18 protein-coding genes and 1 tRNA gene are annotated in these 19,896 nt (G+C 68.2%); 6 read left to right on the forward strand and 13 right to left on the reverse strand.

Going from position 1 to position 19,896, the window contains the following annotated elements; translation table 11 throughout:
- The first annotated feature begins 69 nt into the window (after positions 1-69).
- Positions 70-585 carry a SigE family RNA polymerase sigma factor gene (locus OHA70_RS32710; RefSeq protein WP_328324218.1) on the forward strand — a complete coding sequence of 172 codons (516 nt, stop codon included), beginning with the start codon at positions 70-72 and terminating at the stop codon, positions 583-585.
- Entirely contained in the window at positions 582-1,403 is an 822-nt protein-coding gene (locus OHA70_RS32715) for a hypothetical protein (RefSeq protein ID WP_328324220.1), read from the forward strand. Before OHA70_RS32710 ends, OHA70_RS32715 begins: the two co-directional genes overlap by 4 nt.
- Position 1,404: 1 nt before the next feature.
- On the opposite strand, the gene OHA70_RS32720 is transcribed toward OHA70_RS32715, so the two are convergent.
- The 3 genes from OHA70_RS32720 to uvrC are packed head-to-tail and all read right to left on the reverse strand — an operon-like array spanning position 1,405 to position 5,243.
- Positions 1,405-2,346: a gluconeogenesis factor YvcK family protein gene (locus OHA70_RS32720; protein ID WP_328324222.1), complete on the reverse strand. Its 942-nt coding sequence runs from the start codon at positions 2,344-2,346 to the stop codon at positions 1,405-1,407.
- Positions 2,343-3,209, reverse strand: coding sequence for an RNase adapter RapZ (gene rapZ, locus OHA70_RS32725; protein ID WP_328324224.1), 867 nt, complete (start codon positions 3,207-3,209; stop codon positions 2,343-2,345). The genes OHA70_RS32720 and rapZ overlap by 4 nt, the downstream gene beginning before the upstream one ends.
- Positions 3,210-3,215: 6 nt before the next feature.
- A complete protein-coding gene (gene uvrC, locus OHA70_RS32730) occupies positions 3,216-5,243 on the reverse strand; it encodes an excinuclease ABC subunit UvrC (protein ID WP_328324226.1) in 2,028 nt (675 codons plus the stop codon).
- Between the two features lie 198 nt (positions 5,244-5,441).
- Here uvrC and OHA70_RS32735 point away from each other — a divergent pair, with 198 nt between their 5' ends.
- Entirely contained in the window at positions 5,442-6,680 is a 1,239-nt protein-coding gene (locus OHA70_RS32735; RefSeq protein ID WP_328324228.1) for a S8 family peptidase, read from the forward strand.
- A 204-nt stretch (positions 6,681-6,884) separates the two neighbouring features.
- Here the strand turns inward: OHA70_RS32735 and OHA70_RS32740 are convergent, their stop codons facing one another.
- Together OHA70_RS32740 and uvrA are read right to left on the reverse strand one after the other, a co-directional pair.
- Positions 6,885-7,406: a Rieske (2Fe-2S) protein gene (locus tag OHA70_RS32740; RefSeq protein WP_328324230.1), complete on the reverse strand. Its 522-nt coding sequence runs from the start codon at positions 7,404-7,406 to the stop codon at positions 6,885-6,887.
- Positions 7,407-7,736: 330 nt separating this feature from the next.
- On the reverse strand, positions 7,737-10,796 hold the full coding sequence (gene uvrA, locus OHA70_RS32745; RefSeq protein WP_328324232.1) for an excinuclease ABC subunit UvrA: 3,060 nt from the start codon (positions 10,794-10,796) through the stop codon (positions 7,737-7,739).
- Positions 10,797-10,924: 128 nt separating this feature from the next.
- On the opposite strand from uvrA, the gene OHA70_RS32750 reads away from it, so the two are divergent.
- Both OHA70_RS32750 and OHA70_RS32755 read left to right on the forward strand, forming a co-directional pair.
- Positions 10,925-11,626, forward strand: coding sequence for a maleylpyruvate isomerase family mycothiol-dependent enzyme (locus OHA70_RS32750; RefSeq protein WP_328324234.1), 702 nt, complete (start codon positions 10,925-10,927; stop codon positions 11,624-11,626).
- A gap of 14 nt (positions 11,627-11,640) precedes the next feature.
- Positions 11,641-12,300, forward strand: a complete 660-nt coding sequence (locus OHA70_RS32755; RefSeq protein WP_328324236.1) for an MBL fold metallo-hydrolase — start codon at positions 11,641-11,643, stop codon at positions 12,298-12,300.
- A gap of 150 nt (positions 12,301-12,450) precedes the next feature.
- On the opposite strand, the gene OHA70_RS32760 is transcribed toward OHA70_RS32755, so the two are convergent.
- Both OHA70_RS32760 and OHA70_RS32765 read right to left on the reverse strand, forming a co-directional pair.
- Positions 12,451-13,041, reverse strand: coding sequence for an alpha/beta fold hydrolase (locus OHA70_RS32760; protein WP_328335251.1), 591 nt, complete (start codon positions 13,039-13,041; stop codon positions 12,451-12,453).
- A gap of 27 nt (positions 13,042-13,068) precedes the next feature.
- Positions 13,069-14,529: a glycoside hydrolase gene (locus tag OHA70_RS32765; protein WP_328324238.1), complete on the reverse strand. Its 1,461-nt coding sequence runs from the start codon at positions 14,527-14,529 to the stop codon at positions 13,069-13,071.
- A gap of 120 nt (positions 14,530-14,649) precedes the next feature.
- On the opposite strand from OHA70_RS32765, the gene OHA70_RS32770 reads away from it, so the two are divergent.
- On the forward strand, positions 14,650-15,183 hold the full coding sequence (locus OHA70_RS32770; RefSeq protein WP_328324240.1) for a GNAT family N-acetyltransferase: 534 nt from the start codon (positions 14,650-14,652) through the stop codon (positions 15,181-15,183).
- Here OHA70_RS32770 and OHA70_RS32775 read toward each other — a convergent pair.
- From OHA70_RS32775 to cmk, 6 genes are all read right to left on the reverse strand, one after another.
- A complete protein-coding gene (locus OHA70_RS32775; RefSeq protein ID WP_328324242.1) occupies positions 15,173-16,099 on the reverse strand; it encodes a S1C family serine protease in 927 nt (308 codons plus the stop codon). The two genes, OHA70_RS32770 and OHA70_RS32775, sit on opposite strands and share 11 nt — an antisense overlap.
- 26 nt (positions 16,100-16,125) lie before the next feature.
- Positions 16,126-16,908 carry a hypothetical protein gene (locus tag OHA70_RS32780; RefSeq protein ID WP_328324244.1) on the reverse strand — a complete coding sequence of 261 codons (783 nt, stop codon included), beginning with the start codon at positions 16,906-16,908 and terminating at the stop codon, positions 16,126-16,128.
- A 52-nt stretch (positions 16,909-16,960) separates the two neighbouring features.
- Positions 16,961-17,034: transfer RNA gene (locus tag OHA70_RS32785), tRNA-Pro, on the reverse strand.
- A gap of 70 nt (positions 17,035-17,104) precedes the next feature.
- Positions 17,105-18,487, reverse strand: coding sequence for a ribosome biogenesis GTPase Der (gene der, locus OHA70_RS32790; RefSeq protein WP_328324246.1), 1,383 nt, complete (start codon positions 18,485-18,487; stop codon positions 17,105-17,107).
- On the reverse strand, positions 18,480-19,211 hold the full coding sequence (locus OHA70_RS32795) for a lysophospholipid acyltransferase family protein (protein WP_328324248.1): 732 nt from the start codon (positions 19,209-19,211) through the stop codon (positions 18,480-18,482). Before OHA70_RS32795 ends, der begins: the two co-directional genes overlap by 8 nt.
- Positions 19,208-19,894, reverse strand: a complete 687-nt coding sequence (gene cmk, locus OHA70_RS32800) for a (d)CMP kinase (RefSeq protein WP_328324250.1) — start codon at positions 19,892-19,894, stop codon at positions 19,208-19,210. The genes OHA70_RS32795 and cmk overlap by 4 nt, the downstream gene beginning before the upstream one ends.
- Positions 19,895-19,896 lie beyond the last annotated feature (2 nt).

Consider the following 19,896-nt stretch of genomic DNA (forward strand, 5'->3'; position numbering starts at 1 on the left):
GTTACGAATCGCAGCAACCTTTCGTGTCAGTCATGTCGTTACCCCTCCCGAGATGAGAGGAGCCCGTGAATGCGAAGACGCGACGAACCGGAGTTCACCGAGTTCGCGACCGCCGTCATCGGGAGGCTGCGACGAACGGCGTACCTGATGTGCGGCGACTGGCACCGGGCCGAGGACGCGGCCCAGGACGCCCTGGTCCGGATCTACCGCCGCTGGCCCAGGCTCAACCGCGAGCACGGCCTCAACACCTATGCCCACAAGGTCGTCGTCTCGGCCGTGCTCGACCAGGCCAAACGACCCTGGCGCCGCGAACGCGCGACTGCCGAGCCGGCCGAGCCGCTGCGGCCGGAGCCGGGGCTGGACCCAGCCGGCACGATCGACACCCGGCAGCTGGTGGTCGCCGCCCTGGCCCAGATCCCGGCCGGTCAGCGGGCTTGCGTCGTCCTCCGGCACTACGCCGACCTCAGCATCGAGGAGTCGGCCGAGGTCCTCGGCATCAGCCCAGGGACCGTCAAGAGCCAGACCGCCCGCGGCCTCGCCCACCTCCGCGAACTGCTCGCCAGCCTCGAAAGGATCCCGTCATGAGAATCGAAGACCTTCTCACCGAGGCCGCCGACGACACCGGCCGCCCGCTCCGTCACTCCGTCGACGACATCGTTCGGCGGGGACGGCGGACGACCAGGGCCCGGCAACTGGCCACCGGTGCGACCGCGACGCTGACGACCGCCGTGGTGATCGCTGGCGTCGCCACCTGGCAGGCAGACCGCCCGGACAGCATCCAGCCCGCGGCGACGCCGGGGCAGACCTTCAAGACGGACGCGAGCACCGGCAAGCTCATCGATCCCACCACCGGCAAGCTGATCGAGCCACCGCCGCCGGTCAGCCCGCTGGCCGATGCCGAGATCATCAGGCGGTGCGGCCCGGACGACAAGTTGTGGCGCGAGCACCTTCCGAGCGCCGGAGACAAGGCCGGCCCCATCAACGGCCAGTGGACGGTTCCGCTCAAGACCGGCCGGGGTGACGGGTTCCAGGCCGTCATCCTCTCCCCCGATCGGACGATCGCCGTGACCTGCCAACTGAAGGACAAGTCCTCCGGCTCGGGCGAGGGCGACTACCGCCGGACGACGCTGGCGAGCCAGCCTTCGCTGCTGCCGACTGTTGACGCCAAGTCCAAGAGCCGCAAGATCTCGATGACCTGGAGCAGAGTGCCCGAGTCGGTGGTCCGCGTGGTGGGCCGACCGGTGACCGGCAGCCCGAGGGAGGCGCTCGTCACCCGTGGCTTCGCGACCTGGGGAATCGAGAAGGACCCCGGCGGTCTGCCGGTGTCGGGCAAGGTCACGGGGTACGACGCCGGCGGCAAGATCGTCTTCGAGGACACCGGGGGCGCCGTTCCCGTCGGTTGAGCTAGCCGAAGATCTCGCGGTAGACCTTGGCCAGTTTGTCGGGGGCGTGGTGGAGGTGGCGCTCGTCGTCGGCGATGTCGGCGACGACGAGCTCCGCGCCGAGCGATTCCGCCGTACGGGCCAGGGACGCGGGGTCTGGGACATGCTCCTCGTCGGCCAGGACCACGTCGATGCGGAGATCGGGGGCGTGGGCGGCCAGAACTTCGAGGTGGGTCTCCGGGGAGAAGCCGTCCGTCTCGCCCTTTTGCTCGCCCAGGTTAAGGGTGAGGAGGCGACGGGCGCTGGTCTCCTGGAGGCCGCGGGACAAGGCCGGTACCAGCAAGTTCGGGATGACTGAGGTGAACCAGGAGCCGGGGCCGACGACGACCCAGTCGGCCTCGGCGATGGCGACCAGCGCCTCGGGGCAGGCCGGCGGGTCGGCCGGGTCGAGGGAGACGTCCACCACTTGTCCGTTGGTGGTGGCGACCTCGGCCTGGCCGCGGATCTCGGTGATCGCCTCGGGGTGCTCGGGGTCGAGTCCGATCACCCGGGCGGTGATGTCGAGCGGTACGGCCGACATCGGCAGTACGCGCCCTTGAGCACCGAGCAGGCGGGCCACCCAGTCCAGACCGTCGACGGCCTCGCCGAGCAGCTCCCACAACGCGACGATCAGCAGGTTGCCGACCGCATGGTCGTGCAGCTCGCCGTCGCTGCGGAAGCGATGCTGCAGGACGTCGGCCCAAGTGCGGCCCCACTCGTCGTCGCGGCACAGCGCGGCCAGCGCCATCCTCAGGTCGCCGGGTGGCAGTACCCCGAGCTCCTTGCGGAGCCGGCCCGACGAGCCGCCGTTGTCGGCAACGGTGACGACGGCGGTCAGCTGGTCGGTGACCTGACGCAGTGCGGACAGCGAGGCGGCGAGTCCATGCCCGCCGCCCAGTGCGACTACCCGTGGGGCTCTCGTCACTCCCGCCCCAGATCCCGGTGCACTACCAACGTCGGTGAACCCTTCTCGCGCAGCCGCTTGCCGATCTCCTCGGCCATCGCGACGCTCCGGTGCTTGCCCCCGGTGCAGCCGATCGCGACCGTGACGAATCGCTTGCCCTCGTTCAGATAACCGGTCCGCAGCGTGTCCAGCACGTCCACATAGTTCTGCAGGAACTGCTGGGCCAGCGGATGACCGAGCACGAAGTCTGACACAGGCCGGTCCTGACCCGTCATCGGGCGCAGGTCGGGCTGCCAGTACGGGTTCGGGATGAAGCGCATGTCGGCCACCACGTCGGCGTCGACCGGGATCCCGTACTTGAAGCCGAACGACACCACGGTGGCCCGCAGCTCGGCGTTGTCCTCGTCCCCGAAGGCGTTCACGACCTTCGCGGCGAGCTGGTGGATGTTCAGGTTCGAGGTGTCGATCACCATGTCGGCGCCGGCCCGGATGTCGCCGAGCAGCTCGCGCTCGCGCTGGATCCCGGTCAGCAGCCGGCCCTCGCCCTGCAGCGGGTGCGGCCGCCGGACGCTCTCCTGCCGGCGAACGATCACGTCGTCGGAGGCCTCCAGGAACAGCGTCACCGGCCGGTAGCCCTTGGTCCGCAGGTCCTGGATCGCCGAGCCGAGCTCGTCGAAGAACATCCCGGTCCGGACGTCCACCACGATCGCCAGCCGCGGCGAGGCGCCGGTGCCGACGATCTGCTCGACGATCGTGGTCAGGAACATCGGCGGCAGGTTGTCGACCACGAACCAGCCGAGGTCCTCCAGTACGTCCGCGACCGAGCTCCGTCCCGCGCCGGACATCCCGGACACGATGATGAGGTTGCCGCTCGACTCGTCCATCAGTTCTCAGATCTCCCCGTTCGGGTCCCCGTGGCGCAGGCCGGTGAGCTCCGGCCCGTCGTCGTCCAGTATCTCGCCCGTCGCGGTATTGACCGACGGTGCACGGGAAGTGTCGGCCTTCGTTGCCGCGGAGTTCACTGCGAGTACGACGGATTCCGCCGTCCGGCGCCCGAATCCGGGCAGCTCGGCCACTTCGTCGACGGTGGCCTGGCGGAGCTTCTTCAGCGAGCCGAAATGCTTGAGCAGCGTCTTCCGCCGTACTTCGCCCAGCCCGGCGACCTCGTCGAGCACGCTCTCGACCATCGACTTGGACCGGCGATTGCGGTGATGCGTGATCGCGAACCGGTGCGCCTCGTCGCGCAGCCGCTGCAAGAGGTACAGGCCTTCCGACGTACGGGAGAAGATGACCGGGTCCTCGTCGTCGGGCAACCAGACCTCCTCGAGCCGTTTGGCCAGGCCGCAGACGGGGATGTCGCCGAGGCCGAGCTCGTCCATCGCCTGCCGGGCCGCCGCGACCTGCGGCGGGCCACCGTCGACGACCACCAGGCTCGGCGTGTAGGCGAACTTCTTCGCCCGGCCGGTGTCCGGATCGATCAGGTACGCCGTCGGATCCTCGCCCTCGGGGATCCCGGCCCGGTCCTCCAGCATCCGCTTGAACCGCCGGGTCAGCACCTCGGCGATCGAGGCGACGTCGTTCTGGCCGTCGACGCCCTTGATCACGAACCGCCGGTACTCGCTCTTGCGCGGCAGCCCGTCCTCGAAGACCACCATCGAGGCGACCACCTCGGTGCCCTGCAGGTTCGAGACGTCGTAGCACTCCATCCGGAGCGGGACCTCTGGCAGGTCGAGCGCGGCCTGGATCTCCTCCAGCGCGAGGTTGCGGGTGGTCAGATCGCTGGCCCGCTTGGTCTTGTGCATGGTCAGCGTCTGCAATGCGTTGCGCTCGACGGTCGCCATCAGGTCCTTCTTGTCACCCCGCTGCGGCACCCGGATCGCGACCCGCGAACCACGGAACTCGGACAGCCACTCGACCAGGGCCTCCTCCCCCGACGGCAGGGTCGGCACCAGGATCTCCCGCGGGATCGCGTCCGGACCCTCGCCGGCGTACATCTGCTGGATGAACCGCTCGACCAGGTCGGCGGTCGTCGCGTCGCCGTCGGCCTTGTCCGCGATCCAGCCGCGCTGGCCCCGGATCCGGCCGCCCCGGACATAGAAGATCTGTACTGCGACCTCCAGCGGATCCTCCGACAGCGCGATCACGTCGGTGTCCGTACCGTCGCCGAGGACGACCGCGTTCTTGGCGAGCGCCTTGTCGAGCGCGCTGAGGTCGTCGCGGATCTTGGCGGCCCGCTCGTACTCCAGCTCGGCCGCCGCTGCCTTCATCTCCTTCTCCAGCCGGCGGATGTACGTCGCGGTCTGACCGGACAGGAACGAGGAGAAGTCCTCGACGATCTTGCGGTGCTCCTCCTGGCTGACCTGGCCGGTGCACGGCGCCGCGCACTTGCCGATGTACCCGAGCAGGCAGGGCCGGCCGATCTGGCGGTGCCGGTTGAAGACGCCCTTGCTGCACGAGCGCATCGGGAACACCCGCAACAGCAGGTCGACGGTCTCCCGGATCGCCCAGGCGTGACTGTACGGACCGAAGTACCGGACGCCCTTCTTCTTGGGTCCGCGGCCGACCATCACCCGCGGGTACTCCTCGTTGAGGGTGATCGCGAGCCAGGGGTACGACTTGTCGTCGCGGTACTTCACGTTGAAGCGCGGGTCGTACTCCTTGATCCAGGAGTACTCCAGCTGCAGTGACTCGACCTCGTTGGCCACCACGGTCCAGTCGACCTTCGCCGCGGTGGTCACCATCGTCTGGGTCCGCGGGTGGAGGTTGACCAGGTCCTGGAAGTACGACGACAACCGCGAGCGCAGGTTCTTCGCCTTGCCGACGTAGATCACCCGGCCGCCGGCGTCGCTGAAGCGGTACACACCGGGCGAGTCGGGAATCGACCCCGGGGCGGGACGGTAGGAGGAGGGATCAGCCACCGACCCAGCCTAGTTCGCTCCACGGACAGAACACGCCGGACCTTGCGATCGTCCGGCGGTCGTGTTGCGGGTTGTCCCATATCGCTCGGTTGATCCCCGGTTGGGATGGGCGCGGTCCGTAGCTTGTCACTCAGGGTTGACGTGCAGGATCCGTGCGTGAGGCAACCGGGCCCGCGCTGACTCGAGGGAGTTCCGCCCATGTCCCCAGTGACAACACCCCGTCGGCTGAGAGCCGTTGGCGGCGCGACAGCAGCCATGGCGCTCGCCGTTGCCGGTCTGGTCGCCACAACGACCAGCAGCCAGGCCGGGGTGATTCCTCCTGACTCGTCAACTGCCGCAGTCCGTGGAGCCAACAGTCCGACCGCCGTCCCGGGCAGCTACATCGTCGTCCTGTCCGGATCCCGCTCGGCCGCGGAGACCCGGGTGACCACGCAGAACCTCGCGACGTCGTACGACGCGAAGGTGCGCAAGCAGTTCAGCGCCTCGATCAAGGGCTTCTCGGCGAGCATGTCGCCGGAGCAAGCCAAGAAGATGGCTGCGGACTCACGGGTGGCGTTCGTCCAGCAGAACCAGAAGTTCACGGCGAACCAGGACGACCCGCCGTGGGGTCTGGACCGTACGGACCAACGCGATCTGCCGCTGGACAAGAAGTACGAGCCCTCGGCAACTGCTGACAACGTCAACGTGTACGTGATCGACACCGGGATCTACGCCGCCCACAAGGACTTCGGCGGCCGTGCGTCCGTCGGCACCGACACCGTCGGCGATGGGCAGAACGGCGTCGACTGCATGGGCCACGGCAGCCATGTGTCGGGCACCATCGCCGGTACGAACTTCGGGCTGGCCAAGGGCGCGAAGATCTTCGGCGTCCGGGTGCTCGACTGCAACGGCTCCGGCACGACCGAGACCGTCGTGGCCGGGATCGAGTGGGTGACGGCCAACGCGAAGAAGCCCGCGGTCGCGAACATGAGCCTCGGCGGCGGGGCCGACGCTGCCCTCGACGCGGCCCTGAAGGCCTCGATCGCTTCCGGAGTCACCTATGCAGTTGCTGCGGGCAACGACTCTTCGGACGCCTGCAACAGCTCGCCGGCGGACGAGCCGTCGGCGATCACTGTCGGCGCGACCGACGACAAGGACGCGAAGGCGACGTTCTCCAACTGGGGCAAGTGCGTCGACCTGTTCGCGCCGGGCGTGGACATCGAGTCGGTCGGCATCACCTCACCTGACTCGACCGCCAAGATGAGCGGTACGTCGATGGCGACCCCGCATGTCGCCGGCGGCATCGCCCTGTACCTGAGCGCGCACCCGGACGCCAAGCCGGCCGACGTCGCCACCGCCCTGCTGGGTGCGACCACCCCAGACAAGGTCGGCGACCCCGGCACCGGCTCCCCGAACAAGCTCCTGTACGTCGGCAAGGTCGACCCAGCCACCCGCTGACCCGTCCGAGCCCACATCTAGTGGGCTCGGACACCTTCCGGTGGGCTTGAACACCTTCTGGTGGGCTTGAACACCTTCTGGTGGGCTTGAACACCTTCTGGTGGGCTTGAACACCTTCTGGTGGGCTCGGACATGAAATAACGTGTCCGAGGTCGCCGCTTGGTGTCCGAGCCCACCAGATGTGGGCTTGTGCCGTCGGGATCCTCAGGCGGGGCCGAGGATGTTGCCGCCGGAGACGGTGACCTGGATCGCCGCGAGCGGGGAGGGTGCCGGGCCGCCCTGGACGCTGCCGTCCTCGGCGCTGTACTTGCTGCCGTGGCACGGGCAGTTGATGGTGTTGTTCTCCACCGTGCGGACCAGGCAGCCCGCGTGCGTGCAGACCGCCGTGAACGCCTTGAACTCACCGGCCTTCGGCTGCGTCACCACGATCTTGTCGAACACCTTGCCGCCACCCACCGGCACATCGCCCACCGGGCCGAGTACCGCTCCCCCGCCGCCGCTGGACGGCGTACCGGAGGAGGAAGGCGCCGAGGTCGGTGTGCTGGCCGGCCCGGACGTCGTGCCGCCGGCGGCCGGCGTATCGCTCGCGCCGTCGCTGCCGCACGCGGCGAGCAACGGCACGCTGACGCCGGCGAGACCGGCGACCGCTGCGCCGCGGAGCACCGCCCGCCGGTCACGCAACGTGTCGATCGCCCGGGCGAGTTCTGCCGTTCTGTCGTCGCTCATGAATCTGGACCTCCAAGAGCCTGCTGGCAAAAGTAGTTGAACGCTTGGTTACTTGCTGTTGTAGCCGACGGCACCAAATCCCGGTGCCCGCCGTGGTCGATACCTTCGCTACACGGATCAGTCCGCCGGATGGTTCAACGGAGCACCAGGCTTTACCGAATACGCGCAGAACCCCCGCCCCGGTGACCCGGGTGCGGGGGTTCTGAACGTACTAGTCCGGTCCCGTCGCGTCAGCCGAGGCGCCTGACTGCCAGGACCTTCTCAGGCTTCGCTGCGCTTCCCAGCTAGCGCGCTTGCGCCACTTCTCAACCGGCGCGCTTGCGCCGCTTCTCAGTCGGCCCGCTTGCGGGCCGCGACCTTCTTGGCCGGCGCGGCCTTCTTCGCCGCCGTGCTCTTGACCGCCGCGCCCTTCGCAGTCGCCGTCTTCTTCGCGGCAGCCGTCTTCGTCACCGCCTTCTTGGCCGGTGCCTTGGTGACTGCCTTCTTCGCCGCAGTGCTCTTCACGGCCGGCGCAGGCGCGGCCTGCTTAGCGCTCGGCTTGGCCGCGCGACCACGAAGGATCTCGGCCAGGAACTCCCCCGTGTACGACGCCGGGTTCGCCGCGACCTCCTCCGGCGTCCCCTCCGCGACCAGCGTGCCGCCGCGACGGCCGCCGTCCGGCCCGAGGTCGACGATCCAGTCGGCGGTCTTGATGACGTCGAGGTTGTGCTCGATCACCAGCACCGAGTTGCCCTTGTCCACCAGGCTGCCCAGCACGCCGAGCAGCTTGCGGATGTCCTCGAAGTGCAGACCTGTCGTCGGCTCGTCGAGCACGTAGACCGTGCGCCCGGTCGAACGCTTCTGCAGCTCGGAGGCGAGCTTGACGCGTTGCGCCTCACCACCGGACAGCGTCGGCGCCGGCTGACCGAGCCGGACGTACCCGAGGCCGACCTCGTTCAGCGTGGTCAGGTGCCGGGCGATCGCCGGGATCGCGGCGAAGAAGTCCGCCGCCTCCTCGATCGGCATGTCCAGGATGTCGGCGACCGTCTTGCCCTTGTAGTGCACCTCGAGCGTCTCCCGGTTGTACCGGGCGCCGTGACACACCTCGCACGGCACGTAGACGTCGGGCAGGAAGTTCATCTCGATCTTCAGCGTGCCGTCACCCGAGCAGGCCTCACAGCGGCCGCCCTTGACGTTGAACGAGAACCGGCCCTGCTGGTACCCGCGGACCTTCGCCTCCGGGGTCTCCGCGAACAGCTTGCGGACGTGGTCCCAGACTCCGGTGTACGTCGCCGGGTTGGACCGCGGCGTCCGCCCGATCGGTGACTGGTCGACGTGGATCACCTTGTCGACCAGCTCGAGCCCGGAGATCTTGGTGTGCCGGCCCGGAATCGTCTTGGCGCCGTAGATCTGCCGCGCCAGCGACGTGTAGAGGATGTCGTTGACCAGCGTCGACTTGCCCGAGCCGGACACCCCGGTGACCGCGACGAAGACCCCGAGCGGGATCGCGACGTCGATGTCCTTGAGGTTGTGCTCGCGGGCGCCGAACACCTTCAGCTCGCGGCCCTCGGTCAACGGACGGCGAACGGCCGGGATCGGGATCTCCCGACGGCCCGAGATGTAGGCGCCGGTGATCGAGTCCGGGTGGTTGCGCAGGTCCTCGACCGTGCCGGACACCACGACCTGGCCACCGTGCTCACCGGCGCCCGGGCCGATGTCGACCACCCAGTCGGCGTGGTCAATGGTGTCCTCGTCGTGCTCGACCACGATCAGCGTGTTGCCGAGGTTCTTCAGGCGGACGAGAGTCTCGATCAGCCGCCGGTTGTCGCGCTGGTGCAGACCGATCGACGGCTCGTCGAGCACGTACAGCACGCCGACCAGGCCGGAGCCGATCTGCGTCGCGAGCCGGATCCGCTGCGCCTCGCCACCGGACAGCGAACCCGCCGGCCGGTTGAGTGCCAAGTAGTCCAGGCCGACGTCGAGCAGGAACTGCAGCCGCTCGCCGATCTCCTTCACCACCCGCTCGGCGATCTGCATCTCCCGCGGCGACAGCACCATCCCGGCGAGGAACTCGTGCACCTCGTCGATCGCCATCGCGCCGATCTCGGCGATGTTCTTGCCGCCCATCGTGACCGCGAGCGAGATCGGCTTCAACCGGGCGCCGTTGCAGGCCAGGCAGGGCACCTCCCGCATGTAGCCCTCGAACCGGTCCCGGCTGGTGTCGCTGGACGCCTCCGCGTGCCGGCGCTCGACATACGGGATGACGCCTTCGAAGGTCGTGTTGTACGAGCGCTCACGGCCGTACCGGTTCTTGTACGAGACGTGCACCTGGGTCTCGTGGCCGGTCAGCAGCGACTTCTTCGCCTTGGCGGGCAGCTCGGCGAACGGAGTGCTGGTCTTGATGCCGAGGTCCTTGGCCAGCGCGCCGAGCAGCCGCTCGAAGTACTGAGTGACGTTGGCGCCGGCCCAGGGCTGGATCGCGCCCTCGTCGAGCGACTTGGACGGGTCCGGGACGAGCAGCTCGGGGTCGACCTCCATCCGGGTGCCGAGCCCGGAGCAGACCGGGCAGGCGCCGTACGGGGAGTTGAAGGAGAACGAGCGTGGCTCGAGCTCGTCGATCGCGAGCGGGTGATCGTTCGGGCAGGCGAGCTTCTCGGAGAACCGGCGCTCGCGGCCCGGGTCCTTCTCCGGCAGGTCGACGAAGTCGAGCGTGACGATGCCGCCGGACAGGCCGAGCGCGGTCTCCACCGAGTCGGTCAGCCGCTGCTTCGCGCTGCCCTTGACCGCGAGCCGGTCGATGACGACGTCGATCGTGTGCTTCTTCTGCTTGTCGAGCTTCGGCGGCTCGGTCAGCTGGATCGTCTCGCCGTCCACCCGGGCCCGGGAGAAGCCCTGGCCGGTGAGCTGGCGGAAGAGGTCGAGGTACTCCCCCTTGCGGCCGCGGATCACCGGCGCGAGCACCTGGAACCGGGTGCCCTCGTCCAGCTCGAGCACCCGGTCGACGATCTGCTGCGGGGTCTGCTTGGCGATCGGCTCGCCGCACTCGGGACAGTGCGGGCGGCCGGCCCGGGCGAACAGCAGCCGGAGGTAGTCGTACACCTCGGTGATCGTGCCGACGGTCGAGCGCGGGTTCTTCGAGGTCGACTTCTGGTCGATCGAGACGGCCGGTGACAGGCCCTCGATGAAGTCGACGTCGGGTTTGTCCATCTGGCCGAGGAACTGGCGCGCGTACGCGGACAGCGACTCGACGTAGCGCCGCTGGCCCTCGGCGAAGATGGTGTCGAAGGCCAGACTGGACTTGCCGGACCCGGACAGCCCGGTGAAGACGATCATGGCGTCGCGCGGCAGGTCGAGCGAGACGTCCTTCAGGTTGTGCTCACGCGCTCCGCGCACGATCAGACGGTCAGACACAAGCTCTACTCTCAGCCGTTCTCGAGGGATTTCCAGGGGCAGTCCGTGATGCTAACCGGGCCCACCGACAAAAACTTCCGCACCGGTTCCGCAGGCGCTTTCGAAAGCATATTCGATAGAGTCCGGACATGGTCGCACCGGAGCCAACGAGCCGCCTGATCGCCGAGTTACCGTCCGCGAGCCGGCGCCTGCTCGACACCGTTACCCAACTACCGGATGACGCAGTACTGCGCCCGTCGCTGCTGCCCGGCTGGAGCGTCGGGCATGTGCTGAGTCACGTCGCTCGCAACGCCGACGCGCTCGTGAACTTGTGCGACTGGGCGCGCACCGGCGTCCGTAAACCAATGTACGTGTCGATGGAAGCCCGCGAGTCCGACATCGCGGACGGCGCCGGCCGACCGGTCCCGGAGCAGGTTCAGGACATCGCCGATACCCAGGCGAGGCTGCTCGAGCGGTTCGAGGACCTCCCCACTGCTGCGTGGGCTGCCGAGGTGACGTGGCCGAGTGGAGCCGTCCGTGCTGCGGCGCAGGTGGTCACGGCCCGGCTGTGCGAGTTGGAGGTGCACCATGTCGACCTGGGGCTCGGGTACACGTTCGACGACGTACCGGTCGAGTCCCGCGACGTCCTGCTCAGCTACGCGACCAGTCGGTGGCCTAGCGGGTTCGGCGTGGCGTTGCGTAGTACGGACTCGCCCTGGGTGTCGCCTGAGCACCCGGCCGATGCAAGGATCCTCACTGGTGGCAGCGCTGCTCTGCTGAGCTGGGTGCTCGGCCGGAGCGACGGTAGTGAGCTGGGTGGCGACATGCCACAGGCACCGCCCTGGGGATGAACCGAGGAGAGCGCATGACGGAGTATCACGGCAACGTCCACGTCGGCGGGCCGGCGCAGACGCACGAGCTGGCCAAGCTGATGATCACCAAGGTCGCCGTGGGGCCCGGCAACAACAACGCCTACCTGTTGCGCAGCCGACTCACTGACGAGCAGGTGCTCATCGATGCCGCCGACGAGGCCGAGACGCTGCTCAAGGTGATCGGTGAGGGCGGGATCAGCCGCGTCATCACCACCCACCAGCACGGCGACCACTGGCAGGCACTGGCCGAGGTGGTCGCCCGTACCAGTGCTGTCACCGTCGCCGGCCGCGACGACGCCGAAGGCATCCCGGTCCCGACCGACGAGCCCGTCGGCGACGGCGACCGCATCCACTTCGGCGAACTCAGCCTCGAGGTGATCACCCTGGTCGGCCACACCCCCGGCTCGATCGCCCTCCTCTACGACGACCCGACCGGCCCGCCCCACCTCTTCACCGGCGACTCCCTCTTCCCCGGCGGCGTCGGCAACACCCGAGGCGTGAAGAAAAACTTCGACTCGCTCCTCCACGACGTCGAAACCAAACTCTTCGCCCGCCTCCCCGACGAAACCTGGGTCTACCCCGGCCACGGCGCCGACACCACCCTCGGCACCGAACGCCCCCACCTCGCCGAATGGCACGAACGCGGCTGGTGAAGCCTGGTCAGCCGGCGAGGAAGGCCAGGAGGGTGGTTGTCAGTTCGGCTGGTTTTTCTTCGAAGAGCCAGTGGCCGGAGTTTGGATGACGCCGCCGGTGACGTTGGTGGCGTAGTCGCGGACCTGGTTCAGGACGAAGGGGCCCCAGCTCTATTGGGCGCCTAGGGCAAGTACCGGCATGGTCAGTTTGGTGTGGGCGTTGACGGCGTTGTCGGCTACGTCCTGGTTGAAGGCTCGGAACCATTCGAGGCTTGCCCGGAGGTGGCCGGAGCGTTGCATGTACCGGCCGTAGATCCTTGCGTCGGCGGCTGTTACGCCGTCCTTGTTGTACTCGAGCATGTCGGCGAAGCCGTCGATCCACTCGGCCTCGCGGCCCTGGATCATCCGCTCGGGCAGGCCGTTGCGGACGTTGAAGAAGCCGAGGTTCCAGGAACCGGCGCCCTGAGGGGTCAGGGACGGTGAGCTGTAGAGCTTCTGGTCCGGGATCGGCGCCTCGGTGAGGGCGAGCTTGGTGACGTCCGGATGCGCGGCGGCGTACGCGTAGGCGACCATCGTGCCGATGTCGTGGCCGCCGGCCGGGGCGTCGCTGCCACCCGCACCGCGCAGGTCCGGCGCGATCACGTGGTAGTGCTTGGCCAGCTCCGGCAGCACCTTGTGCCACGCGTACCAGGTCTCCGGGTAGCCGTGGAGCAGGACGAGCGTCGATACCTCACGTCGGCGGGCTGAACGGTGGATTGACAGAACAGCCCGCCGGCCTGTGACAACGACTCAGATGGAGACGTCCGGGATCTCGAAGGTCTGTACGGTGTTGGCTTCGAAGTACGACCAGAAGCGAGTGCCGTGCATGATCGTGTCCTGGTGGAACTGGTACCGCTCCGAGCCGCCCGTGATGGTCGACCAACGTGGGATGGGCGCGCCGTCGGTGGAGGGCTTGGTGAATTTGGCCAGGTCGAAGTCGAGGTACTGGGCGGTGCCGTAGTTGGTGGCGACGATGATGAGCTTGCGGGCCGTGGGGTCGTACGCCGCAATGGTGTTGCCGTTGCCGCCATCGATGATCTGCATGCCGGGGCGGATGTGGCGGGCGTACTGAGCCAGGACGTAGTACTTCGGGTTGACGCCGCCAGTGGTGCCATTGGCGAGGTCCTGGATCAGGCCCCAGCCCCCGCCGTCCACCACTTGCCAGTACACCCAAGCGGACGGGTGCAGCCAGCGGAAGTCGAGGTTGAGGTTGCTGGCCAGGCTCATCCCGGTGGCGTCGCTCTCGCCGTACTCCGAGTTCCACACCTTGCGGCCGGCGGCCTTCGCAGCGGAGTACAGGAGGTCACGGCGGCCACCGCCCTGCTGGTAGCCGTGCACGTTGATGCGGCCGACATTGCCGCGCGTGGTGCTGTCGAAGCTGTTCCAGGTCGACAGGGCCGAGTCGTAGCCCCAGGAGTCGGATGCGGCGATCGGCATCCAGCCCAGGTCGCGTGAGTTCAGCTCTGCCCGCAGGTAGTTGATCACTGGGCGTTGGGTGGCCGGTTCGAAGTGGCAGCCCTCCTGCGAGCCGTCGGCCCGCCACCAGCTGCCGTCGGGCTCGTTGAAGGGCTCTACCGAGGTGAAGTCGACGCCCCAGTGGTCATGGGCGTAGCGGGCGACTGTGGCGAGGTACACGGCGTGCTGCTGGTGGTTCCAGGTCTGCAGGTTGTCGCCGCCGTTGGCCGCGCCGGACGGGTTGTGGTTCTGGCACATCCACCACATCGGCGAGTTGGAGAACAGTTCGATCCGGTTGACGCCGCGGTCGCGGGCCTTCCACATCAGGTTGCGCTGGGCGCTGTCGGCGTACCAGTTCCAGCTGGCCGACGACGGGTCCGCGCTGAACCAGTCGAGCCAGTAGCCGTCGATCTGCCGGGCGTCGCCGATGTTGGGCGACCGGACCATCGACTCGCCGTTGATCGGCGTGGTCGAGCAGCCGCCGGCGTTGTACCGGGCGATGTTCAGCCCGAGCCCGGGGAGTTGGGCCCCTTGGTAGTTCACGGTGTTGCGGGTGAAGAACACGTCGGCCAGGTCGTCACGGTTGCCGTGCGCCTTGCCCCACCAGCACAACGACGTACCCCAGCCCTCCCAGGCTCCCCAGTCTGTGCGTGGATCGATAGTGCTGGCGGCCGCCGCGGCCGGTGTTGTCTGGCCAAGTACCGCCGCCCCCAACGGAGCGGCAACGATCGAGCCGAGCAAGGTACGACGACGCATGGCGATCCTCCAGAGGGGCGGTCCGGCAGGTAGCTCATCGCGACCATACCCACACCGGAAGTAGTTGCCCACCCACGCAACGTTCAGCTCGAGAGTGCCTGCGTCCTAGGCTCTGCGTTCATGAACGGTTTCGCGCCGTACGACCCTGACTCCACCCGCCGCGCGGCAGAAAGCGCGATCTCGGTACGACCCGCAGTCGCCGCGGATCTCGCCGTCTGCGCCGAGCTGATCGTCACCAGGACCGGCGGGCCGGCCGAGGCGCGCAGGGAGATGTTGCTCAACGACCTCGAGCGCGATGATCGCTACGTCGCGGTCGCCTGCGCTGGGTCGGAGGTGGTCGGCTACGGCGGCGTGTTTCGGCATGAGTTCGTGCCAGAGCATCCGGCGGCGCCGACCGGGTACTACCTGGTGGGGCTGATCGTCGCGCCGGCCTGGCGGCGGTACGGGATCGGAGAGTTGCTCACTGTCGAACGGATGCGATGGACGGCCGAACGGGCCGGGGAGATCTACTACTTCGCCAATCTGGGCAACGGTGCAACCCTCGACCTCCACGAGAGGTTGGGGTTCATCGAGGTGACCCGTGACTTCACCTTCCCCAAGGCGCCGATGGCGCCCGGGGCCGGCGTACTACTGAAGGCCCCGCTCAGTCGGTGAGCTCGGCCGGTTCGGCGACGACGTCGACCAGGGCGCCGTTGCGGACGGCGGTGATCTCGGTACGCCGGCCGATCGCGTCGGCGAAGAGTTGCCGCTGCAGGGACTGGGCATCTCGGAGCGGGGTGCCGTCGACGGCCAGTACCAGGTCGCCTTGCCGCAATCCGGCTTCCGCCGCCGGGCTTCCCGAGATGACCTCGACCACTCGGAGCGCGTTCCGCTGGCCGAAGCGCTCGGCCAGCTGTGGGCGGAGAGGGGCTGGGGTGGTGACGAGTCCGAGGTACGCCCGGCGGACCCGCCCGTCGTGCAGCAGTGAGTAGATGATCCGGCGGGTGGTCGGGTTCATCGGTACGGCCAGGCCGAGACCGATGCCAGCCACTGCCGTATTGATGCCGATCACCCGGCCGTTGCCATCGGCAAGCGCTCCGCCGGAGTTGCCCGGGTTGAGCGCCGCGTCCGTCTGGATCACGTCCTCGATGATCCGGCTCGCCGTTCCCGACCGGACCGGGAGCGATCGCCCGAGAGCACTCACCACACCGGCCGTCACGCTGCCGGCCAGCCCGAGAGGGTTGCCCACCGCAACCACCAGATTGCCGACCTTCACCTTGTCGGCGTCCCCGTACTCCGGCGGATCCGGAATCTCCCGATCAGCCCGCAACACGGCCAGATCGGACAACCGATCCACCCCGATCACCTGAGCCTGCGCCGCCGTACCGTCCGCGAACTCGGCCGTCGCACTACTACCGTCACCGACCACATGCGCATTCGTCAGCAGATGCCCGTCCGCCGTCAACACCACCGCCGACCCCGACGACTCCCCCCGCCGCCCCTGCACCCGCAAACTAGCCACCCGCGGAATCAACAACTCCGCCACCCCGGACACCACCCGCGAGTAAGCATCCAGAACGTCGTCATCCATCATCTCGCCACCTCCTGATTACATCATTACCCCGCAATCAAGCCGGCGGCATCACCCACCCGATACGGCAGGTAGGTATCGACGTAGATTCCGGTTCGCCCAGCCAGGACGGAGCTCGGGATCACGTAGATGCTGCCGTCGCCGAGAACGATGAAGAACAGGTCGAGGGAGTCCGGGTCGTAGGGCATCTTCCCGGCCGACTTGTCGAGTGCGTACGGTCGCCGCCCGACCCCGACGCTCCAGCGACCTTTGCCGTTCGGACGAACAGAGGTCTTGATCTGAACCCGCTGCACCCCGTCCGCAGTGGTCACCAAGAGGTCATACAGCTGCGGCTCCACGGGCAACGCAACCGCGCACCCACGCATCGCGAACCACGCCATGGCAATGCCGGGCGCCGCGGCGCTGAGCATCTCAGGCTGCACCGGCAGATCGAACATCTCACCTGTCATCGACGCCCGGTGCGGCGTCTTCAGGTGGCTGCAGTCGAGTTCGAGCCGGACGGCGTGCCCCTTGATCCGGACCCGGTCCTGACCACTGTCGGAGATACCGAGGCTGGCGAAGACCTCACTCCAGCAGGTCGATCCCAGCAGCGCCTGACGAAGCTGGCCATCGGTCCACCGGCGCTGTCCGGTGAAGTGCCCGCTGTCCAGCTCGAGCCTGAGGGCATGCCGCTTGATGGTGCGGACCACACCCGCGGAGGTGTCCTTCAGGCCCAGCGCACGGGCGACCGCGCGCCAGGAGCTGTTGTTCTCAACCGCCTTGCGCAGTTGGGCATCGGTCCAACTGCGTTTGTCCCCGATCGTGTCCATGGGGAGACAGTAAAGAGGGGCACCGACAGAATCGGTGCCCCTCTTTTTTCGGTCGGGCTGACAGGATTTGAACCTGCGACCCTCTGGCCCCCAGCCAGATGCGCTACCAAACTGCGCTACAGCCCGAAGTCGCCTGCCCATCAAGAGCAAGCGGGTAAACCTTACCCCATTCCCAGGCCAGTTCTGACCAGGGGGCCTAGCGTTTTGGCTTCTTCACGCGGGGGCGGATCTGGACGTGGACGGGGCTGCCGACGAAGCCGAAGTCTTCGCGGAGGCGGCGTTCGATGAAGCGCTGGTACGAGGGTTCGAAGGCGCCTGAGGTGAAGACGGCGAAGGTCGGCGGCATCGTGGTCGCCTGGGTGCCGAACAGGATCTTGGGCTGCTTGCCGCTGCGGACCGGGTGAGGGTGCGCGGCGACGAGACGGCCCAGGAAGGCGTTGAGCTGGCCGGTCGGTACGCGCGTCTGCCAGCCGTCGAGGGCTGCCTCGATGGCGGGGACGAGCTTCTCCATGTGGCGGCCGGTCATCGCGCTGATGTTGACCCGCGGGGCCCAGCGGAACTGGACCAGATCGCGGTCGATCTCGCGCTCGAGGTAGTACCGGCGGTCCTCGTCGACCAGGTCCCACTTGTTGTAGGCGATGACGAGTGCCTTACCGGCTTCCTCGACGGTGTTCATGATCCGCAGATCCTGCTCGGTCATCGGCTCGGACGCGTCGATCACCACGACGACGACCTCGGCCCGCTCGATCGCGCTGTTGGTCCGCAGGCTGGCGTAGTACTCGTGGCCCTGCACGTTCTTGACCTTGCGCCGGATGCCGGCGGTGTCGATGAAGCGCCACTGTTTGCCGCCGAGGACGATCTCCTCGTCGACCGGGTCGACGGTCGTGCCGGAGACCTCGCTGACGACGACGCGGTCCTCCTTGGCGACCTTGTTCAGCAGCGATGACTTGCCCACGTTCGGCTTGCCGACGATGGCGACCCGCCGCGGCCCACCCAGAACAGCGTCCCGCTCGGCAGGCGCCTCGGGCAACGCGGCCAGTACTGCGTCCAGCATGTCGCCGGTACCGCGCCCGTGCATCGCCGAGATCGGGAACGGCTCCCCGATGCCGAGACTCCACAGGTTCATCGCCTCGGCCTCGACCCGTGCGTCGTCGACCTTGTTGGCAGCCAGTACGACCGGCTTGCCCGCCTTGCGCAGTACGCGCACTACCGCCTCGTCCGAGTCGGTGATGCCGACGGTCGCGTCGACCACGAAAAGCACGGCGTCAGCAGCGTTGATCGCGACCTCGGCCTGCGCGGCCACCAGTGCGGCCATGCCGACCGCATCCGGGTCCCAGCCGCCCGTGTCGACGAGCGTGAAGCCGCGACCGGCCCAGTTGGCGTCGTACGAGACGCGGTCGCGAGTGACGCCCGGGGTGTCCTCGACCACAGCCTCGCGGCGGCCGATGATCCGGTTCACCAGCGTCGATTTACCGACGTTCGGCCGGCCGACGATCGCAACGACCGGCAGCGGGCCGGTGTCTTCGCGGTCGTGGGTCGGCTCCGCGTCGATCTCGTAGCCGGTGGGCAGGTCACTCATCAGGATCCTTCTGGTCTGGCTTGCCCGGTAGCGGGTGGCCGGTGGCTTCGACGGCCGCCTGCACATGGGCCCGCAACACGTCGCCGATCTGGTCGGCAACCGCGCGTACGTCGACATGCCTCCGGGGAAAGGATACGCGGTCAACCGTGAAGGTCTCGCCATATACCACGTCGACCCGGCTGCCGCGGGGCGGGAAGTGCTCGATATTGCCCCCTGGCTGCCGGGTCCCGAGCAGCGCCACCGGGAGGATCGGCGCTCCGGTGACCATGGCGAGGTAGGCCACTCCCCCGCGGATCCGCCGGAAGTCGCCCGGGCCGCGGTTCCCCTCGGGATAGACGCTCAGCGCGCGGCCTTCGCGCAGGATCTGGATCGCCCGGCGGATCGCCAGTACGTCGTATTGCGAGCGATCGATCGAGATCTGTCCGGCGCGGTGCAGCACGAAGCCCTGCACGCCCCCGAACGCCTCGACCTTTCCGAGCTGGTGCAGCATCCGCGGCGCGACGGCACCGAGCAACGGACCATCGAGCAGACTGAGGTGGTTCGGCGCGATCAGTACCGGGCCACCCGCCGGGAAGCGCTCCTCGTGGTGGATCGTCAGGTCGTAGCGCCAGCGCATATAGGGCCGGACGGCGTGACGCAGAACACTGCCCAGCCGATGCGGGATGGCCGGCAGATCGTCGGTCCGGGGCAGATCAAGGTGCCCGGTCAGCTCGTCAGCAGTCATGAGTCCCGGTCGCGTGACGCGGCCTCAGCCTCCTTCGCCAGTCGGGAGATGACGTCGATGACCTCTTCCAACGTCAGGTGGGTCGAATCGATTTCCACCGCGCCGTCGGAGGCCACCTGGAACTGCGAGACGGTCGAGTCGTCGGCGTCCCGGCGGACGATCTGGTCCCGCAACTGCTCCGCGGTGATCGAGCCCTCGGCCAGCTCCGCCTTGCGGCGGGCCATCCGGGCGTCCTGGTCCGCGGTCAGCAGCACCTTGAGCTCCGCCTGCGGCGCCACCACGGTGGCGATGTCGCGCCCCTCGACGACCGCGCCACCGGTCGGCTGCGCGGCCTCGATCAGCTCGCGCTGACGCCGGATCAGCTCGGCCCGTACGTCGAGATTGGTGGCGATCTTGCTGACGCTTGCGCTGATCCGGGGATCCCGGATCGCCTCGGTCACGTCGACTCCGTCCGCGGCGAACTGGGCCCGCTGCGGATCGGTACTGATCGACAGCCGTACTGCGCGGGCCCGCTCGGCGACCGCCTGCAGGTCGTCCAGGTCGAGCCCATGCTCCAGCGCCGACCACGTCACCGCCCGGTACATCGCCCCCGTGTCCAGGTACTGCAGACCGAGCCTGGTCGCGACTCCGCGGGCCGTGCTCGACTTACCGGACCCGCTCGGGCCGTCAACAGCGATGATCATGG

It is taken from the genome of Kribbella sp. NBC_00382 (assembly GCF_036067295.1).
GTDB lineage: Bacteria > Actinomycetota > Actinomycetes > Propionibacteriales > Kribbellaceae > Kribbella.

Excerpts from the sequence above, each read along its gene's own strand:
- der (WP_328324246.1), bottom strand. The coding sequence starts at position 18,487 with ATGAGTGACCTGCCCACCGGCTACGAGATCGACGCGGAGCCGACCCAC.
- OHA70_RS32775 (WP_328324242.1), bottom strand. The coding sequence starts at position 16,099 with ATGGATGACGACGTTCTGGATGCTTACTCGCGGGTGGTGTCCGGGGTG.
- OHA70_RS32770 (WP_328324240.1), top strand. The coding sequence starts at position 14,650 with ATGAACGGTTTCGCGCCGTACGACCCTGACTCCACCCGCCGCGCGGCA.
- OHA70_RS32795 (WP_328324248.1), bottom strand. The coding sequence starts at position 19,211 with ATGACTGCTGACGAGCTGACCGGGCACCTTGATCTGCCCCGGACCGAC.
- rapZ (WP_328324224.1), bottom strand. The coding sequence starts at position 3,209 with ATGGACGAGTCGAGCGGCAACCTCATCATCGTGTCCGGGATGTCCGGC.
- OHA70_RS32710 (WP_328324218.1), top strand. The coding sequence starts at position 70 with ATGCGAAGACGCGACGAACCGGAGTTCACCGAGTTCGCGACCGCCGTC.
- OHA70_RS32740 (WP_328324230.1), bottom strand. The coding sequence starts at position 7,406 with ATGAGCGACGACAGAACGGCAGAACTCGCCCGGGCGATCGACACGTTG.
- OHA70_RS32765 (WP_328324238.1), bottom strand. The coding sequence starts at position 14,529 with ATGCGTCGTCGTACCTTGCTCGGCTCGATCGTTGCCGCTCCGTTGGGG.
- OHA70_RS32735 (WP_328324228.1), top strand. The coding sequence starts at position 5,442 with ATGTCCCCAGTGACAACACCCCGTCGGCTGAGAGCCGTTGGCGGCGCG.
- OHA70_RS32755 (WP_328324236.1), top strand. The coding sequence starts at position 11,641 with ATGACGGAGTATCACGGCAACGTCCACGTCGGCGGGCCGGCGCAGACG.
- OHA70_RS32715 (WP_328324220.1), top strand. The coding sequence starts at position 582 with ATGAGAATCGAAGACCTTCTCACCGAGGCCGCCGACGACACCGGCCGC.
- OHA70_RS32750 (WP_328324234.1), top strand. The coding sequence starts at position 10,925 with ATGGTCGCACCGGAGCCAACGAGCCGCCTGATCGCCGAGTTACCGTCC.
- cmk (WP_328324250.1), bottom strand. The coding sequence starts at position 19,894 with ATGATCATCGCTGTTGACGGCCCGAGCGGGTCCGGTAAGTCGAGCACG.
- OHA70_RS32780 (WP_328324244.1), bottom strand. The coding sequence starts at position 16,908 with ATGGACACGATCGGGGACAAACGCAGTTGGACCGATGCCCAACTGCGC.